This is a genomic window from Hymenobacter sp. UV11 (assembly GCF_004684095.1).
In the GTDB taxonomy this organism is placed as follows: Bacteria; Bacteroidota; Bacteroidia; order Cytophagales; family Hymenobacteraceae; genus Hymenobacter.
This window is the reverse complement of sequence record NZ_SRII01000009.1, coordinates 19,347-34,622: the sequence shown is the minus strand read 5'-3', so window position 1 is coordinate 34,622 and position 15,276 is coordinate 19,347. Positions and strand designations below refer to the sequence as shown.

The following is a 15,276-nucleotide window of genomic DNA, read 5'->3' as shown; positions in this document are numbered from 1 at the left end:
CTTAGGTAGCTGATATTGAACGCGTTAATCGGATTTGGATGATGGCAACCCAATCCATATCTTGAGGGTCAATTTGAATTACGGAGAAATTAAAGCGTTGGCCTTCTAGCTCAACTCCCCGCGAATCATCAATCAATACATCAATACCAAAAGTCGGTGGGTGCTTGGTGCTCCTAACCCGAACATGCTTTGTGTGGTGGGTTTGATTGATGATGCCGTCTGGATGCAGCCCATATACCCAGAGCATCTTGCGAATGTGGAACGAGCTGCGGTAGGAGGTCGTGTAAATCCACACTTCCCATTTCTGTTGTCGGCAGAAAGCAACTAGTTCGCGTACGCCTTGCCGAAGCGGTTCAGTTTGAAACAAACTCTGAAAAAATGACTTGCTAACCCAAGTTGCAGACCAGCTTGCTGCGGGGGAAAGTTTCAGTTGGAGAGGCCGCCTGGCCGGTCCGCCGGCGCGAGCCGGCCGACCGGTTATCGTTGACAGCTGCGGCCCACGCAACGACAACCGGTCGGCCGGCTCGCGCCGGCGGACCGGGGAGCATACCTCGCAACTTGGGTTTGCTAGATGTTGCGAGTGGGAAGTCAAAATCATTGCGAACTAGTGTATTGTCCAAGTCAAAGGCCACGCGCATAGCTTTCTTACTTAAATACCGCCCTGGTACTTGCGCGTAGCCCACTCGGCCGCCAGCAGCGCCACCAGCGCGAAGAACAGCCACTTTAGATTTACTAAATCCTTCAAATCTTCCTCGCTGCTTAGCACCGGCTTAAAATCAGCTTTCTCAATATCCTGCGCCAGCTTATCCAGTTGCGAGGGGTAGTAGAGCTGCCCGCCGCTGCGGCGACTGAGCTGGGCCAGCAGGCGGTGGTCAGCCTTCGATTCCTGCGCTTCTAGAGGCTGATTTTGTACCAATAATTCGCCGCTGGCCTGCTGAGCCTGGCCGCCGAGCGTGGCCCGCGCCTGGTAGCGATAGAGGCCGGCCGGCAGCGGCCCCAGGTGCAGCGGCGAGCCATCGGCCGCGTTGGCAAACGTGACGGTGCGCGCCTTGCGGGCCGAATCGGTGAGCTTAAGGGTGATTTTCTGGTCGTAGATGCGCTCAAATACCGCGTTGTACGTCTCCGCGCCCAGCGTCACATCGTCTTGGGTGCCAAAAACATCTTGCGTGGGGTACACATCGAGACGCTTCTTATTAGCATTTTGGGTCAGCAGCTGCAGTGTGCGGCTGATGAGGCGGTCGTAGGCCTCAGGGTGGTCGTCGTGGGCAATGGCCTCGGCCAGGCGCCACTGCCAGGTGTTTTCGGCCAGCAGCGTGGCGGCGCGCGGGGTGGCACCGGCGCTGCCGAATACCAGCAGCGGCTTCTGGGTGGGCAGGCGGCCCACCTGCTGCCACAGCGCGGCCTCGGCCCCGGCACCCAGCCGCAGGTCGCCGAAAGGCACCGATACCGGCGGGTACTGTCCGAAGCGCCGGCGGCTCTCCTCATCGAGCGGCAGGCGCGCAAAGCCGGGGTTGGGCAGCGGCGTCACCTCATCGGTCTGCGCGCCGCGCGGCTGTACGCTCAGGCCGGCATTCAGCTGGTTATAGGCGTTGTAATCGGACTGCGCGCCCAGCACGTAGAGCACGGGCACCTTGGCGGCGCGCACCCGCGCCAGCAGTTCCTGGCCCAGGCCGCCGCGGGCCGGCAGCTGGTGCAGCACCGCCACGTCGAAGCTCGCCGAGGGGGGTAGGGGCTGGCCCACGCCGGCCACGGCCAGCGTCAAATCAAAGTTATTATTGGCCAGAATGGCGGCCCGCAGCGCCTTGAGGTCGGGGTGCGGTGCGGCGCCGGCCAGCAGCACACGCAGCTTGCCCTTCACGACTTCAATAAACGCCGTGCGCGTATTATTCAGGGCCGTAAACTCGCCGGCCTGGGGTAGCACGCGCACCTCGTAGCGGCGCTTGCCGGGCGCGGGCGCCGTGACCTGAAACGTGGTGCGTACCCGCCGCCGGCCGGGGGGTAGGGCCACCCGGCGGCTTTCCAGCACGCGGCCGCCCTCGCGCACCTCCACGGTGGCCGTGCCGCCAGCGTAGCCCTCGTAGCCGATTTCGGTTTCCAGGGGAAATTTATTGCCGCTGAAGGCTACCCGGTTGTACACCAGGTCGGTGAGGCGTAGGTCTTTTTTGGCAATGGTATCGCCGAGGGCCACGCTGAAAATCGGGAAATTGAACTCCGAGAACTGCGGCTCCTGGCCCTGGTTTACGAGGCCGTCGCTCACGAGCACCACGCCTGCCAGGTTGTGGTCGGCGTTGGCCTCTCGGCTATCGGCGAGCAGCTGGTTGAGGTCGGTGCGGCTGGCCGTGAAGCGCAGCGAATCGGGGTTGGCGCCGGGCCGGGTGAGCGTGCGGGTTTCTACCCGAAAGCCTTTGTCGCGCAAAGTCGCCGCCAGCCGGGGCAGGCCAGTGGTGAGTTGGTTAAGCGTCGCATTAGGCGTGAATAAACTGATGGATTGCGAATTATCCACGGCCAAAACTACCGTCGGCGCCTCGGTATGGGTAGTAGTCGTTTTGATAAACGGCGAGAGCAGCAGAAAGCACAGGAAGCTCACCACTACGAAGCGCAGCCCCGCCAGCGCGTAGTTGACGGCCCGGCTCCACGGCGAACGTGCCGAGTAGAGCAGCGCCGCGTAGCCCGCGCCCACAGCTAGGCACAGCAAAATAAACCAGGGAGAATAAGCAGTAGACAGCAAGAGCAGAAGCGCGCCTAGTAGCCAGCGCGAAGCAAGAAACGAAAAAAGCCCGCCAACCAGCACGCGCCCGCAAAGATGCGCGCCAGCCGCAGTAGCTGCGTGCTAACGGCCGCCGGCCCGTGTCGCGTTCGAAGTAGCGCGAACTTTGTCGTTCACGCCCCCGCGCCGTTACAACGATTGTCGTTCTGGGCCGCGAACTACAAAGTTCGCGCTACGGGGCTACGTAATCAGCTTAAATCCCACGCCGCGAATGTTGAGAATTTCCAGGCTGGGGTCTTGGGCCAGGCGCTTGCGCAGGCGCGACACGTACACGTCCATCGAGCGGGCGGCGAAAAAATCATCATTTCCCCAAAGCTGGCGCAGGCAGGCGCGGCGGTCGAGCACGCCGTTGCGGTGCTGGGCCAGCAGCAGCAGCAGGTCGTTTTCGCGGGCCGACAGCTGGGCCACGGCACTGCCCGGCCAGCCATAGCTCCTGCCGCAGCGGCCGAAACTCGTACTGGCCCAGCCCGGTGACTTCGGCGGCCGGGGCGGGGGTAGGGGGCTCTTGGCGGCGCAATGATTCGCGCTACTCTCCCGCCTCAACGACTCACAATAGTCACCAGCTCCGCGCTATTAAACACGCTAGCCGGCGAGATAACCGGCTCATCCAGCGGCAGCTGCCGGCCGTAGCGCTCGCGCAGCTTGGCATGTACGGCGGGATTGCGCAAGTCAAAGTCGCGCAGGTGCTGGAGCTGCCCCAGCTGCCGATGCAGCCCCCGGTCGTACACTTTCCAAATCAGCTCGGAGCAATAAATCTGCTTATCCGACCAGTTGAAGGCCAGGTCATAATCGCGCCCCAGCAGCGGCTGGCCGGCCGCCCGCAGCCGCGTCAGCATGGCCGGCGTGAGAGCCGTGGCCGCGTCGCGCAGCCGCTTCACCACGAAGTGCCCGCCCTGCCCCCGTGCCACCCAGCTACGGAGCGGCGTCAGCTTCACCGGCTGCACGGCTTCGAACACCTGCCACTCACCGTCCTTTTTATACAGCAGCCCGCAGTGGCTGTAGGGTGAGTGCGTAGCCAGCTGAATGGCCTGGCTTTGCGCCGATTGGGAGGTGTGAAAGATAAGGTCGCCTTCGTGCAGGGTAGTGACTAGTGGTGCAACGGCGGCCTTAGCTTAGCTCAATGATTGCCAGCGGTATAGTTTAGCGATTAAACGCGGATAAACAAATGGCGTAGCTACTAGCAGTAGTAGACCAAAAAGAGAGATGATTCGCCCAGGCATAGGTCACGTAGCAAATGTTCTTTTCGCAGGCTAAAGACAATTTAAGCACTTCAAAGGGCATAGCGTTGCTTTCGACCTTGTTTGGCTTGAACGCTATTTCACGGTTGCTTTGGCCAAGCAGTGCAGTAGCAGGGCCATCAAAGGGCTTACCTGATTACAGCATAATAGGAATCGAATTGTTGGTCAGTTTGGCCGGACTATTCTTGTTTCGCTGGCTGCATCGTAGAGTGCGCCGCGTTGCAACCAGCGAAGTGGGATTACAAATGCTAGATGGACCAGCTAAATCAGTGGCATGGTCGGATGTTTCTTCAGTACAGAAAAAGCTGTCTAACCTTCTAAGCGGCTTTTATTTAATAAGCTTATCAGATGGCAGCGATTTTTACACGCCTGTCGAGCGCGAGCCACCCAGCTTTTCTGCGCTCGGCCAATGGTTATCTGACGCACCGACTATGCTTGAACAGTTGAGTAGAAAGCACGGCGTTTGGGTTGACTAGGCCCAAACATCGCACTGGGTAATTTCTTATGTCAGCATGCCGCCATCCACCTGCAGCACCTGGCCGGTGATGTAAGCCGAATCATCCGAGGCCAGAAACGCCGTGGCCTTGGCCACGTCCTCGGGCGAGCCGCCGCGCTTGAGCGGGATAGCTTTGCGCCACTCGTCTACCTGCTTTTGATCGAGAGCGTTGGTCATCTCGGTTTCGATGAAGCCGGGGGCGATGGCGTTGCAGCGGATATTGCGCGAGCCTAGCTCCAGGGCCACCGACTTGGTGAAGCCGATGATGCCGGCCTTGCTGGCGGCGTAGTTGGCCTGCCCGGCGTTGCCCTTGATACCCACCACACTAGTCATGTTGATGATGCTGCCGGCCTTGGCGCGCATCATGGGCTTGGTGGCGGCTTTGGTAAGGTTGAAAACGGATTTGAGGTTAACGTTGAGCACGTTGTCCCACTGCGCCTCGCTCATGCGCATGAGCAGGCCGTCCTGGGTAATGCCCGCATTGTTTACCACAATATCGAGCTTGCCGAACTCGGCCACTACATCATCGACCAGCTTTTCGGCCTGGGTAAAGTCGGAGGCGTCGGAGCGGTAGCCCTTCACCTTAGTGCCGTGGGCGGCCAGCTCGGTTTCCAGCGCCTGGCCCTTCTCGACCGACGACAAATACGTGAACGCTACCTGCGCGCCCTGCTGAGCAAACAATGTGGCAATGGCGCGGCCAATGCCCTTCGAGGCCCCCGTGATGAGGGCTACTTTTCCGGCGAGAGTCTGATTCATGGGGCGAAAGTAGCGTAGGGTAAGGGTTAGCTTGCCGTTCTTTGAGCCGAAACAAGAGTTTTGCTGGATATACCGGCAAGCGAAAGCTTACCCTACAATGCCCGATATCTGTATTCTGGGCGCGGGACCGGGCGGGGCCCTGGCGGCGCTGCACCTGGCGCGCGCCGGCCAGCCCTGCCTGCTGCTGGACAAGGCAACCTTTCCGCGCGATAAAATTTGTGGCGATGCCCTCAGCGGCAAAGTGCTGGCCGAGCTGCGCCACCTGGGTGGCCCGCTCATGGGCCGCCTCGCTGCTGCCTCCCTGCCCAATGCCAGCAATGGCATCGATTTTTTCGCGCCCAACGGCCGGCAGCTCCACATTCCCTTCAAGCCGCAGCGCGACCCGGCCAGCCCGCCCGATGGCTACGTAGTCAAGCGCCTCGACTTCGACAACCTGCTCGTTGAAGAAGTGCGTCAGCAGCCGCTCATCGACTTTCGCGAGAACTGCGAGGTGGCCCGTACCGAGCGCACCGCCACCGGCTGGCTGCTCTTCGATAAGGAGGGTAAGGAGCTGGCGCAGTGCAGATTATTGCTCGTGGCCAACGGTGCGCAGTCGGCCTTTGTGCGGCAGGTGGTGGGCCGTGGCCTGGAGCCCGCCCACTACTGCGCCGGGCTGCGCGCCTACTACCGCGGCGTGGCTGGCCTCGACCCCAGCAACTTCGTAGAGCTGCACTTTCTGCCCGAATTGCTGCCCGGCTACCTCTGGATTTTCCCGCTGCCCAATGGCGAGGCCAACGTGGGGGTAGGCATGCTGAGCAAAGACGTGGCCCGCGGCCACGTCAACCTGCGCGAAAAATTTCTGCACCTACTGGCTACGCATCCGGCCTTCCGCGAGCGCTTTGCCCAGGCCGAGGGGGTAGGGCCGCTGCGTGGCTGGGGCCTGCCGCTGGGCTCCAAGCGCCGCGTTATTTCCGGCGACAACTACCTGCTGCTCGGCGATGCGGCCTCGCTCATCGACCCCTTCAGCGGCGAGGGCATCAGCCACGCCATGGTGAGTGGGCGCCACGCCGCCGACTGGGCCGGCCGGGCACTGGCGGCCGATGATTGCTCAGCCAAATTCCTGCAAGGCTACGATACCGCCGTGTACCGCCGCCTGGGCCAGGAGCTGCGTCTGAGCACCATTTTGCAGCGCCTGGTGCGCTGGCCCAGCATCTTCAACTTCGTGGCCAACCGCGCCATTCATAACCCCACGCTGGCCGAAACGCTGTCGCAGATGTTTCTGGATATTGACCTGCGGGAGCGCCTCAAGCAGCCCAAATTTTACGTACAGCTGCTGTTCGGTGGCCAAAAAAGAACCCCGCTCAAGTCCTGAGTGGGGTTCAATTAAAAAGGGGGGGTAGGGCCGGCTACAGGTCGGAGAGCGGCTCGGCGGCTAGGTGCTCCAGGCCGTGGGGGCCGTCTTCTTGCTCGACGCGCTTGGCGGCCCGCACCAGCGATGAGCTGAAGATAAACTCGCGCAGCTCAGGTACTTCGGCATTCAAAATCTCATCCTTGTTGCCGTCCCACAGCTTCTTGCCCTGGTGCAGGAAAATAATGTGGTCGCCAATGCCCACCACCGAGTTCATGTCGTGGGTGATGATGGCGGTGGTGATATTGTACTCGTGGGTGATTTCCGAAATCAATTCGTCAATCTTGATGCTCGTGGCCGGGTCGAGGCCCGAGTTAGGCTCGTCGCAAAACAGGTACTTGCAATTCGGCGCAATGGCGCGGGCAATGCCCACGCGCTTCTTCATACCGCCCGAAATCTCGGAGGGCATTTTGTTGGCCGCATTTTCGAGGCCCACGCGCTTGAGGCAAAACTCTACGCGGTCGCGGCGCTCTTCCTCGGTCATGTCGGGCGTCAGCATTTGCAGCGGAAACTCCACGTTTTTGGCCACCGTCATCGAGTCAAACAGCGCCGAGCCCTGAAACAGCATCCCGATTTTGCGCCGGATTTCCTGTCGAATGTCCACCTTGTTGTTCGTGTACACCGTGCCGTCAAACGTGATGGAGCCGATATCGGGCTTCATCAAACCCACAATGCACGAGAGTAGCACGCTTTTGCCCGTGCCCGAGCCGCCCAGCAGCAAGTTGCACTTGCCCGTTTCGAGCGTGCAGCTAATGCCTTTCAGCACCTGGTTGCCGTCGAATGATTTTTCGATGTTAGATATTTCAATCATTGCTTTTCGTTTTTTGCTTTCGCTAATTTCAAGTAGTACGCCCAATAAGCCTAACCCGAAAAACGAAATTTATAGGAGCACCGCAGCCAGCGCGTAGTCGGCCAGCAAGATGGCGATAATGGAATTGGTAACGGCGGCCGTGCTGGCAGCACCAACTTCCAGCGCGCCGCCTTCGGTGTAGAAGCCTTTATAGGCCGAAATGCCCGCTACTAGAAAGGCAAACACCACGGCCTTAATGAGCGCAAAAAAGATGTTATAGGGAATAAAATCGGTGCGAATGCCCTCAATATAATCTTGCGGAGCCATTACGCCCGATAGCGTGCCCGCCAGATAGCCGCCCAAAATGCTCAGCGCCATGGCCAGAATAACCAGGAGCGGAAACATGAACATGGCCGCCAGAATGCGGGGTAGGACGAGGTAAGAAGTGGAGTTGATTCCCATTACCTCCAGCGCCGAAATCTGCTCTGTGATGCGCATGGTGCCCAGGCCGCCCGCAATGGCCGAGCCCACCTTGCCCGCCAGCACAATGCTGGTGATGGTGGGCGCCAGTTCCAGAATCGTCATCTCGCGCACCATATAGCCGATGGTAGACTTCGGAATGAGCGGGTTGGTGAGGTTGTAGGCAATCTGAATGCAGGTTACGGCCCCGATAAAGGCCGACACAATGCCCACAATAAAGATAGAATTGACGCCGATAAGCGTTGCTTCCTCAAAAAAGCGCTTCCACAGTGTTTTAAACCGCTCGGCGCGGGCCACCATGTTGTAGAGAAATAGTACGAATGAGCCGAAAGTTTTTAGCATATAGGAAGTAAAAAAGAACGCCGAAAACCGGCCGGACCAGCCACAACCAGCTACGGCCGGGCATCTTTGCGCGTCTTACGTATAAAATCATAAAAGAGTGGCCTCAACAACGGAGTTAATTGTAATAACGGGGGGTAGCCAGGGTATCGGGCGCGCCTTGGTGCTGAGTTTTTTAGACGCCGGGTTTAACGTAGCTACCTGCGCCCGCCGGCCCGAAGATTTAGCAGCCCTGGCCGTCGAGTGTGCTAGTCCGGACCTATACACCCTGCCCGCCGACCTCAGCCAGCCCGCCGACTGCCAGCGCTTTGCCGCGTTTGTGTTGGCGCTGGGCCAGCCGCTGGGCGCGCTCATCAACAATGCCGGCGCTTACGTGCCCGGCCGCTTCCAGGACGAGCCCGCCGATGGCTCACGGCTGCGTGAGATGCTGAATGTGAACCTGCTAAGTGCCTACGACGTCACGCGCGCGCTGCTGCCCACGCTGCTGGGGCAGGGGAGGGGCCACATTTTCACCATCTGCTCCACGGCCAGCATCATGCCCTACCCCAACGGCGGCTCCTATGGCGTGGCCAAGTTTGCCCTGCTCGGCTACACCAAAACCCTGCGCGAGGAAGTGAAAGCCCAGGGCCTGCGCGTGACGGCCGTGCTGCCCGGCGCCACCCTCACCCGCAGCTGGGACGGGGTGGGCCTACCCCCCGAGCGCTTCATCGACCCCGCCGACGTGGCCCAGGCCGTGTTGGGCGCCTACCAGCTCTCGCCCCACGCCGTAGTTGAAGAGCTGCTAATCCGCCCGCAATTAGGTGATATTTAAGCAATGGGTGAATGGCGGAATGGGTGAATGAATGGTTGTGCTATTCACCCATTCCGCCATTCACTCATTCACCCATTGCCCCTACTCCTTCACTAAGTGGCTGGGGTTCTTACCCTGCGAATCGATATAGCTGGGGTTGCCGGAATAATAAAACGTGCCCGTGCCATCGAGAATGCCGCCCAGGTTTTGGTTGGCCCGCACATGGGCGTCGCCAATCCAGGAGGGGTAGGTGCGGTAGTAGCAGAAGCGCGTGATGAGGGCGCTGGCGAACAGAAACCCGTTGCTGCCCAGGTTGGGGTGAAAGTCCTCGGCGGTGCCCTGCAAGGTCATGTCGCCCGCGTCGTAAATGTCAATAAATAAATACACGCAGTTGACGTTCAGGTTGACGTCGCCGGTGCCCGACGAGTGCACAAACAGCGTATCCTGCCGAAACTGCCCGTCGGTGGTGACCAGGCCGTAGCCGCGCTGCTCCACGTCCTTGAGGTAGGGCAGGTGCAGGCGCACCTCGCGCGGCGTACTGTAGCTGCGCACCCAATTGCAGCGGCTGGTGTTGCGAATGAGCAGGCGCTTGGGGCCCTGGTATTCGAAGGTGATGTCGTCAATCACGTTTTCGCCGGCCCGCACCTCGGCGTAGGTCGCCGTGTCGGGCACAATGGTCACGTCCACGTTGTCATACAGCACCACATCGGTAAGGCCGCGCGTGATGGCGCGGCGCTGGGTGGTCACGGGGCCGTTGCTTTTGAGGCAGTCTGTGTTGTGGCCGGCGCCGCAGGCGGCCAGCGCCAGGCCGCCGGCCAGCAGGGCCGCTGCCCGGCGCAGCCCCGCCAGCGCGTTACTTTGTAGCAGCATTCGCAGTCGCATGCGTCAATTTTTACTTGAAAGTATGAACCTGAGTGGGAAAGTTGCCATCGTAACGGGCGTGAGCAGCGGCATCGGCCGCGCCACCGCCGAGGCTTTGCTGGCGCGCGGGGCCGCCGTGGCCGGCTGGGGCCGCACCGCGCCCGAGGGCCTGGACCACGACCGTTTCCAGTTCTTCGCCTGCGACGTGCGCGACGAGCACGCCGTGGCCGAAGCCTTCACCAACACCCAGCGCGAGCTGGGTCCCGGCATCCACATCCTGGTCAATAATGCGGGGGTAGGGCTGTTTGGTACTATCGACGGGTTCAAGTCGGAAGACTGGCACGCCATGTTCGATACCAACGTCAACGGCCTATTTTACTGCACCCGCGCCGTGCTGCCGGCTATGAAAAAGCAGCAGGAAGGCCACCTCATCAACGTAGCCTCGCTGGCCGCCACGGCCGGCACCGCCAACCTGGCCGGCTACTGCGCCACCAAATACGCCGTGCGCGGCTTCTCCGACGCGCTCTTCAAGGAGCTGCGGCCCGACGGTATCCGCGTCACCTGCGTGATGCCCGGCTCGGTCGAAACGCATTTCAACGGCGCTACCCCCGGCCAGGAGCCCGACCCGCACAAGATGCAGCCCGAAGACATTGCCGCCGCCATTGTGCACGCCCTGGAGGCGCCGGAGGCCACGATGGTATCGGAGATTCAGATGCGCCCGGCGAACGTGAAAAAGTAAGTCAACTCGTTTGTCATTGCGAGCGCAACGAAGTGGAGCGCGGCAATCTTTCCTTCACGAAAGGGGTAGTAATCCAGCAATGCGAACGATAAGGAAAGATTGCCGCGCTCCACTTCGTCGCGCTCGCAATGACAGACGATTTTGAAAGCCAAAAAATGGTTGAAGTAGAACACCTCATCAAAACCTACGGCGCCCAAAACGCCGTCGATGATATCAGCTTTCGGGCTGATAAGGGCGAAATCGTGGGCTTCCTCGGCCCAAACGGTGCGGGCAAGAGCACGACTATGAAAATCGCGCTTGGCTACCTGCCGCCCACGGCCGGTACGGTGCGCATCGGCGGCTTCGACGTGCAGCAGGACCCCCTGGCCGTGCGCCGCCGCGTGGGCTACCTGCCCGAGCACAATCCGCTCTACCTCGATATGTACGTGCACGAGTACCTCGAATTTATCGGCTCGGTGCACGGGCTGGGGGGTAGGGAACTGCGCCAGCGTGTGGCCCAGCTGGTGCAAAAAGTCGGCCTCACCCGCGAGCAGAACAAGCAAATTGGCGCGCTCAGCAAGGGCTACCGCCAGCGCGTGGGCCTGGCGCAGGCGCTGGTGCACGACCCCGAAGTGCTCATATTGGACGAGCCTACCACCGGCCTCGACCCCAACCAGATTGGCGAAATCCGCCAGCTCATCCGCGAGCTGGGCGCCGATAAAACGGTCATTTTCAGCACCCACATTTTGCCCGAAGTCACGGCGCTGTGCTCCCGCGTGGTCATCATCAGCCGCGGCAAGCTGGTAGCCGACGCCCCCGTGGCCGAGCTGGCCGCCCGCGCCGCCGGCGAAACCGTGCTCCGCGCCGAGTTTGAAGGCCCCGTAACCACTGCCCCGCTGGCCGCCCTACCCGGCGTCCGCGCCGTGGAGGCGGCCGGGCCGGGCGTGGTGCTCATCCGCACCGCGCCGGGCCGCGACGTGCGCGCCGCCGTGTCGCGCCTAGCCGTGGAGCAGGGCTGGCTGCTGCTGGGCCTACGGCAGGAGCAGCAGAGCCTGGAAACGGTGTTTGGGGAATTGACGAAATAAACCGTTTGTCATGCTGACGAAGGAAGCATCTTATCACCGCTGCCTGCGTCAGAATTAGTACACACGAGTGAAGCGAACGTGATAAGATGCTTCGCGAGCTCAGCATGACAGGAGTTAATGCTTACCATTCTCAGAAAAGAATTCAACGCCTTCCTTAACTCGCCGGTGGCCTACGTCGTCATCGGCGTGTTTTTGGTGGCGACCGGGCTGTTCGTGTGGGTCTTCCCCAACAGCAGCGTGCTCGACTACGGCTACGCCGACCTACAATCGCTGTTCAACCTGGCGCCGTGGCTGTTTTTGCTGCTGATTCCAGCCATCACCATGCGCACGTTTGCCGAGGAGAAGAAAGCCGGTACGATGGAGCTGCTGCTCACGCGCCCACTCACCGATGGGCAACTAGTGGGGGGTAAGTACCTGGCCTGCTTGCTGCTGGCGCTCTTTGCCCTGATACCCACGCTGATCTACTACTTCTCGGTGTATAAGCTGGGCTCGCCGCCCGGCAACATCGACTCGGCGGCCACGGTGGGCTCGTACCTGGGGCTGGCGCTGCTGGCGGCCGTGTTTGCGGCGCTGGGCGTGCTGGCCTCGGCCCTCACCCGCGACCAGATTATTGCCTTCGTGCTGGCCGTAGTGGCGTGCTTTCTGGTGTACACCGGCTTCGATTCGCTGGCCTCCATCCTGGAAGGCGCGCCGGCCTACTACGTGAGCCAGCTCGGCATCGCGGCGCACTACCGCGACCTCAGCAAGGGGCTCATCGACTCGCGCGACGTGCTCTATTTTCTCACCGTCATTGCCGTGGCCCTGCTGGGCACGCGGTTGGCCCTCCGCAGCCGGAACTGGTAAGCATGGAACCGACTTCAACCGCTCTCCCTACCCCCGCCACCTCGCGCAAGAGCCAGGATTTGCTGCGCTTTGCGCTGATTGTGGGCGCGCTATTCGTGCTCAATTTCGTGGCGCAGCGCTTCTTTTTTCGGCTCGACTTGACGGAAGAAAAGCGCTACACCATGTCGCCGGCCACCAAGGATTTGCTGGGTAATCTCAAGAAGCCCGTCACCATTACGGTGTACCTGGCCGGCGATTTTCCGCCCACGTTCCGCCGCCTGGAGCAGGGCGTGCGCGAAACGCTGACCGAGATGCAGGTGTACGCGGGCGGCAACCTCAACTTTGTCTTTATCGACCCCAGCGCGGCGCCCACCGAGGCGGGCCGCAACAAATTCTACGAGATTCTCTTCAAAAAAGGCCTGAAGCCGACCAACCTCGGCGCTAATGAAAACGGCAAGCGGGTCGAGAAAATCATCTTCCCCTGGGCCGTGGTGGAGGCCGGCGGCCAGAGCCGCAACGTGCTGCTGCTACGAGGTAGTCAGGTGGCCGCCCCTGAAGAGCGCCTCAACCAGAGCATTGAGGGCCTGGAGTATGAGCTGGCCAGCACCATTCGGCAGGTGGCGCCGCCCGGCGGGGCCAAGCGCCGGCTGGGCATCATCACGGGCCACGGCGAGCTGGCTAATGCCGACATGGCCGACATCCTCACCTCGTGGAGCCAGAACTACGACGTGTTTCGGGTGGACCTGAACCAGGTGAAGGACCTGCGCGGCAACCTCGATGCCGTGGTGGTGGCCAAGCCCACGGGGCCGTACTCGGAACTGGAAAAATTTCGACTCGACCAGTTTATCACCCACGGCGGGCGCGCCATGTTCTTCGTGGATGCCCTGCGCGTGGACCTCGACAGCGTGAGCCGCAACGGCGCCGCCCTGGCCACGCCCTACAACCTCAACCTCGACGACCTGCTGTTCCGCTACGGCGTGCGCCTGAATCCCGACCTATTGCTCGACCTCAACAGTGGCCAGATTCCGCTGGTAACGGGCATGACCGGCAACAAGCCCAAGATTGAGCCGCTGCCCTGGCAGCTCTACCCCCTCATCAACCGCTTTAGCCCCAGCCCGATAACGCGCAACCTCGACGCGGTGTACATGAAGTTTGTGGGCAACATCGACACGGTGAAGGCGGCCGGCGTGCGCAAAACCTCGCTCATGACCACCTCGCGCTATACCCGCGTGCTGCCCGCGCCGGTGCCCATCAACTTCAACGACGCGCGCCTGGAGCCCAACCCCAAGCTATACCAGAATAGCTACCAATCAGTGGGTTACCTGCTTGAAGGCAAGTTCCGCTCGCTCTTCGCCAACCGCGCTGTGCCGGGCACCACCACCTACCAGCCCGACCAAAACCCCAACGCCCAGCCCAGCAAAATCCTGGTGATTTCGGACGGCGACTTTCTGCGCAACGACGTGGACCCCAAGAGTGGCCGGCCGATGCGCCTGGGCTACGACCGCCTCTCCAGCACCGAGTTTGCCAACCGCGAGCTGATTCTGAACGCCACCGATTACATGCTCGACGAAACCGGCCTTATCGCCGTGCGCGGCAAGCAAATCACGCTACGCCCCCTCGACAAGGTGCAGCTCGCCGACAAGCGCCAGCAGTGGCAGTTGCTGAACCTAGGCGCGCCGCTGGTGCTGCTGGTCGCCTTTGGCGCGGTGCGGGCCTGGCGCCGCAAGCGCCGCTACGCGCGGTTTTAGCGTCAGCGCTGTGCGGTTCATCGCCCGCTAAGGGCTGCCGCGTAGCTTTGTGCTTTCTCCTACCCCCTTCGTTATGCGCCTGTCTCCGTCCTTGCTCCTTCTGCTTCCCGCCGCGTACCTAACGGCCTGTGCCTCCTCTCAGCCGGCCGCGCAGGGCGATGCCAGCAAGCAGACCGTGCTGGCTACCAACGCCACCAGCCACTACCTGGCCACGCCGCCCACCATCGACGGCTCGGCCAGCGAATGGACCGACTCGCTGCAGTACGACGCCAACAGCCACCTGCAGTACCAGGTGCTCAACGACGACCGCATGGTGTACGTGCGCCTCAAGGCCAACGACGCGCCTACCCAGGCCAAGCTCGTGTACCTGGGCACGGTGGTGTGGCTCGACTCGACGGGCCGCAACCAGCAGCAACTGGGCATTCGCTTTCCGCTGGCGGTTGATTTAAATTCCTTTAAGCCCTCGGCCGAGCGGCCGGCCGGCGCCATGGGCCCCACCGCCGCCGAGCGCCAGGCCGAGCACGTGGAGCGGCTGCGCACGGCCATCGCCGGCGACCACGAGATGGAGCTGCTCAACTACCGCGGCAGCAAGGAGCCCGTGCTCACCGATTCTGAGTCGAAGCTCGGTGTGAAGGCCGCCATTGGCCTCGACAGCCGCAACAACATCATCTATGAGTTGGCCGTGCCGCTGCGCCTCGTGTACCGGCGGGTGCCGGCGCTGGCCACCGGCCAGTCGGCCGCCATCGGCGTCTGGATTGCCGGCCAGAAGCCCAAACTGCCCGCCGGCAGCCAGTCGCAATCCGACATGAGCGTGGTGGGCCCGCAGGGCATGGGCGGTGGCTACGGCGGCGGCATGGGTGGCATGGGCGGCGGCTACGGGGGGCGTGGCGGCTACGGCGGCCGTGGCATGAGCCGCGGCAGCAGCGGCCCCAGCTTCCAGACCTTCACCCTCAAAACCAGCGCGCAGCTGGTGGGCAAGTAGTTACCAGAGTTGCGCAC

General features: G+C 61.7%; 16 protein-coding genes. 8 read left to right on the top strand and 8 right to left on the bottom strand.

Going from position 1 to position 15,276, the window contains the following annotated elements; all coding sequences use genetic code 11:
• Position 1 precedes the first annotated feature (1 nt).
• From E4631_RS17555 to E4631_RS17540, 4 genes are all read right to left on the bottom strand, one after another.
• Positions 2–367, bottom strand: coding sequence for a hypothetical protein (locus E4631_RS17555; protein WP_133655572.1), 366 nt, complete (start codon positions 365–367; stop codon positions 2–4).
• A 282-nt stretch (positions 368–649) separates the two neighbouring features.
• Positions 650–2,728 carry a VWA domain-containing protein gene (locus tag E4631_RS17550; RefSeq protein WP_240735030.1) on the bottom strand — a complete coding sequence of 693 codons (2,079 nt, stop codon included), beginning with the start codon at positions 2,726–2,728 and terminating at the stop codon, positions 650–652.
• Positions 2,729–2,947: 219 nt separating this feature from the next.
• A complete protein-coding gene (locus E4631_RS26285; RefSeq protein ID WP_205704260.1) occupies positions 2,948–3,175 on the bottom strand; it encodes a winged helix-turn-helix domain-containing protein in 228 nt (75 codons plus the stop codon).
• Between the two features lie 131 nt (positions 3,176–3,306).
• Positions 3,307–3,846 (bottom strand): YiiX family permuted papain-like enzyme, encoded by a 540-nt coding sequence (locus tag E4631_RS17540; RefSeq protein WP_133657082.1) that lies wholly within the window; start codon positions 3,844–3,846, stop codon positions 3,307–3,309.
• A 155-nt stretch (positions 3,847–4,001) separates the two neighbouring features.
• Here E4631_RS17540 and E4631_RS17535 point away from each other — a divergent pair, with 155 nt between their 5' ends.
• Positions 4,002–4,481, top strand: coding sequence for a hypothetical protein (locus tag E4631_RS17535; protein ID WP_133657083.1), 480 nt, complete (start codon positions 4,002–4,004; stop codon positions 4,479–4,481).
• A 26-nt stretch (positions 4,482–4,507) separates the two neighbouring features.
• On the opposite strand, the gene fabG is transcribed toward E4631_RS17535, so the two are convergent.
• Positions 4,508–5,257 (bottom strand): 3-oxoacyl-[acyl-carrier-protein] reductase, encoded by a 750-nt coding sequence (gene fabG, locus E4631_RS17530; RefSeq protein WP_133657084.1) that lies wholly within the window; start codon positions 5,255–5,257, stop codon positions 4,508–4,510.
• 97 nt (positions 5,258–5,354) lie between these two features.
• Here fabG and E4631_RS17525 point away from each other — a divergent pair, with 97 nt between their 5' ends.
• Positions 5,355–6,608 carry a geranylgeranyl reductase family protein gene (locus tag E4631_RS17525; protein ID WP_133657085.1) on the top strand — a complete coding sequence of 418 codons (1,254 nt, stop codon included), beginning with the start codon at positions 5,355–5,357 and terminating at the stop codon, positions 6,606–6,608.
• Positions 6,609–6,642: 34 nt separating this feature from the next.
• Here the strand turns inward: E4631_RS17525 and E4631_RS17520 are convergent, their stop codons facing one another.
• Positions 6,643–7,455 (bottom strand): ABC transporter ATP-binding protein, encoded by an 813-nt coding sequence (locus tag E4631_RS17520; protein ID WP_133657086.1) that lies wholly within the window; start codon positions 7,453–7,455, stop codon positions 6,643–6,645.
• Between the two features lie 69 nt (positions 7,456–7,524).
• Complete coding sequence (locus tag E4631_RS17515; protein ID WP_133657087.1) at positions 7,525–8,256, bottom strand: ABC transporter permease; 732 nt, start codon at positions 8,254–8,256, stop codon at positions 7,525–7,527.
• 97 nt (positions 8,257–8,353) lie between these two features.
• Between E4631_RS17515 and E4631_RS17510 the strand changes: the two genes are divergently transcribed.
• Positions 8,354–9,064 (top strand): SDR family oxidoreductase, encoded by a 711-nt coding sequence (locus tag E4631_RS17510; protein ID WP_133657088.1) that lies wholly within the window; start codon positions 8,354–8,356, stop codon positions 9,062–9,064.
• Between the two features lie 81 nt (positions 9,065–9,145).
• On the opposite strand, the gene E4631_RS17505 is transcribed toward E4631_RS17510, so the two are convergent.
• Positions 9,146–9,913 (bottom strand): DUF2807 domain-containing protein, encoded by a 768-nt coding sequence (locus tag E4631_RS17505; RefSeq protein ID WP_166648039.1) that lies wholly within the window; start codon positions 9,911–9,913, stop codon positions 9,146–9,148.
• 34 nt (positions 9,914–9,947) lie between these two features.
• Here E4631_RS17505 and E4631_RS17500 point away from each other — a divergent pair, with 34 nt between their 5' ends.
• The 5 genes from E4631_RS17500 (at position 9,948) to E4631_RS17480 (ending at position 15,259) form a co-directional block, all read left to right on the top strand.
• Entirely contained in the window at positions 9,948–10,643 is a 696-nt protein-coding gene (locus E4631_RS17500) for an SDR family oxidoreductase (protein ID WP_133657090.1), read from the top strand.
• 128 nt (positions 10,644–10,771) lie between these two features.
• Positions 10,772–11,707: a gliding motility-associated ABC transporter ATP-binding subunit GldA gene (gene gldA / locus E4631_RS17495; RefSeq protein WP_240735026.1), complete on the top strand. Its 936-nt coding sequence runs from the start codon at positions 10,772–10,774 to the stop codon at positions 11,705–11,707.
• A gap of 117 nt (positions 11,708–11,824) precedes the next feature.
• Positions 11,825–12,550: a gliding motility-associated ABC transporter permease subunit GldF gene (gene gldF / locus E4631_RS17490; RefSeq protein ID WP_133657091.1), complete on the top strand. Its 726-nt coding sequence runs from the start codon at positions 11,825–11,827 to the stop codon at positions 12,548–12,550.
• A gap of 2 nt (positions 12,551–12,552) precedes the next feature.
• A complete protein-coding gene (gldG, locus tag E4631_RS17485; RefSeq protein ID WP_133657092.1) occupies positions 12,553–14,277 on the top strand; it encodes a gliding motility-associated ABC transporter substrate-binding protein GldG in 1,725 nt (574 codons plus the stop codon).
• 73 nt (positions 14,278–14,350) lie between these two features.
• A complete protein-coding gene (locus E4631_RS17480; RefSeq protein WP_135318619.1) occupies positions 14,351–15,259 on the top strand; it encodes a hypothetical protein in 909 nt (302 codons plus the stop codon).
• Positions 15,260–15,276 lie beyond the last annotated feature (17 nt).

Bases quoted from the DNA above. Each gene is read 5' to 3' on its own strand.
- E4631_RS17500 (WP_133657090.1), top strand. From the start codon at position 9,948: ATGAACCTGAGTGGGAAAGTTGCCATCGTAACGGGCGTGAGCAGCGGC.
- gldF (WP_133657091.1), top strand. From the start codon at position 11,825: ATGCTTACCATTCTCAGAAAAGAATTCAACGCCTTCCTTAACTCGCCG.
- E4631_RS17535 (WP_133657083.1), top strand. From the start codon at position 4,002: ATGTTCTTTTCGCAGGCTAAAGACAATTTAAGCACTTCAAAGGGCATA.
- E4631_RS17515 (WP_133657087.1), bottom strand. From the start codon at position 8,256: ATGCTAAAAACTTTCGGCTCATTCGTACTATTTCTCTACAACATGGTG.
- fabG (WP_133657084.1), bottom strand. From the start codon at position 5,257: ATGAATCAGACTCTCGCCGGAAAAGTAGCCCTCATCACGGGGGCCTCG.
- E4631_RS17525 (WP_133657085.1), top strand. From the start codon at position 5,355: ATGCCCGATATCTGTATTCTGGGCGCGGGACCGGGCGGGGCCCTGGCG.
- gldA (WP_240735026.1), top strand. From the start codon at position 10,772: ATGACAGACGATTTTGAAAGCCAAAAAATGGTTGAAGTAGAACACCTC.
- E4631_RS17520 (WP_133657086.1), bottom strand. From the start codon at position 7,455: ATGATTGAAATATCTAACATCGAAAAATCATTCGACGGCAACCAGGTG.
- E4631_RS17505 (WP_166648039.1), bottom strand. From the start codon at position 9,913: ATGCTGCTACAAAGTAACGCGCTGGCGGGGCTGCGCCGGGCAGCGGCC.
- E4631_RS17480 (WP_135318619.1), top strand. From the start codon at position 14,351: ATGCGCCTGTCTCCGTCCTTGCTCCTTCTGCTTCCCGCCGCGTACCTA.
- gldG (WP_133657092.1), top strand. From the start codon at position 12,553: ATGGAACCGACTTCAACCGCTCTCCCTACCCCCGCCACCTCGCGCAAG.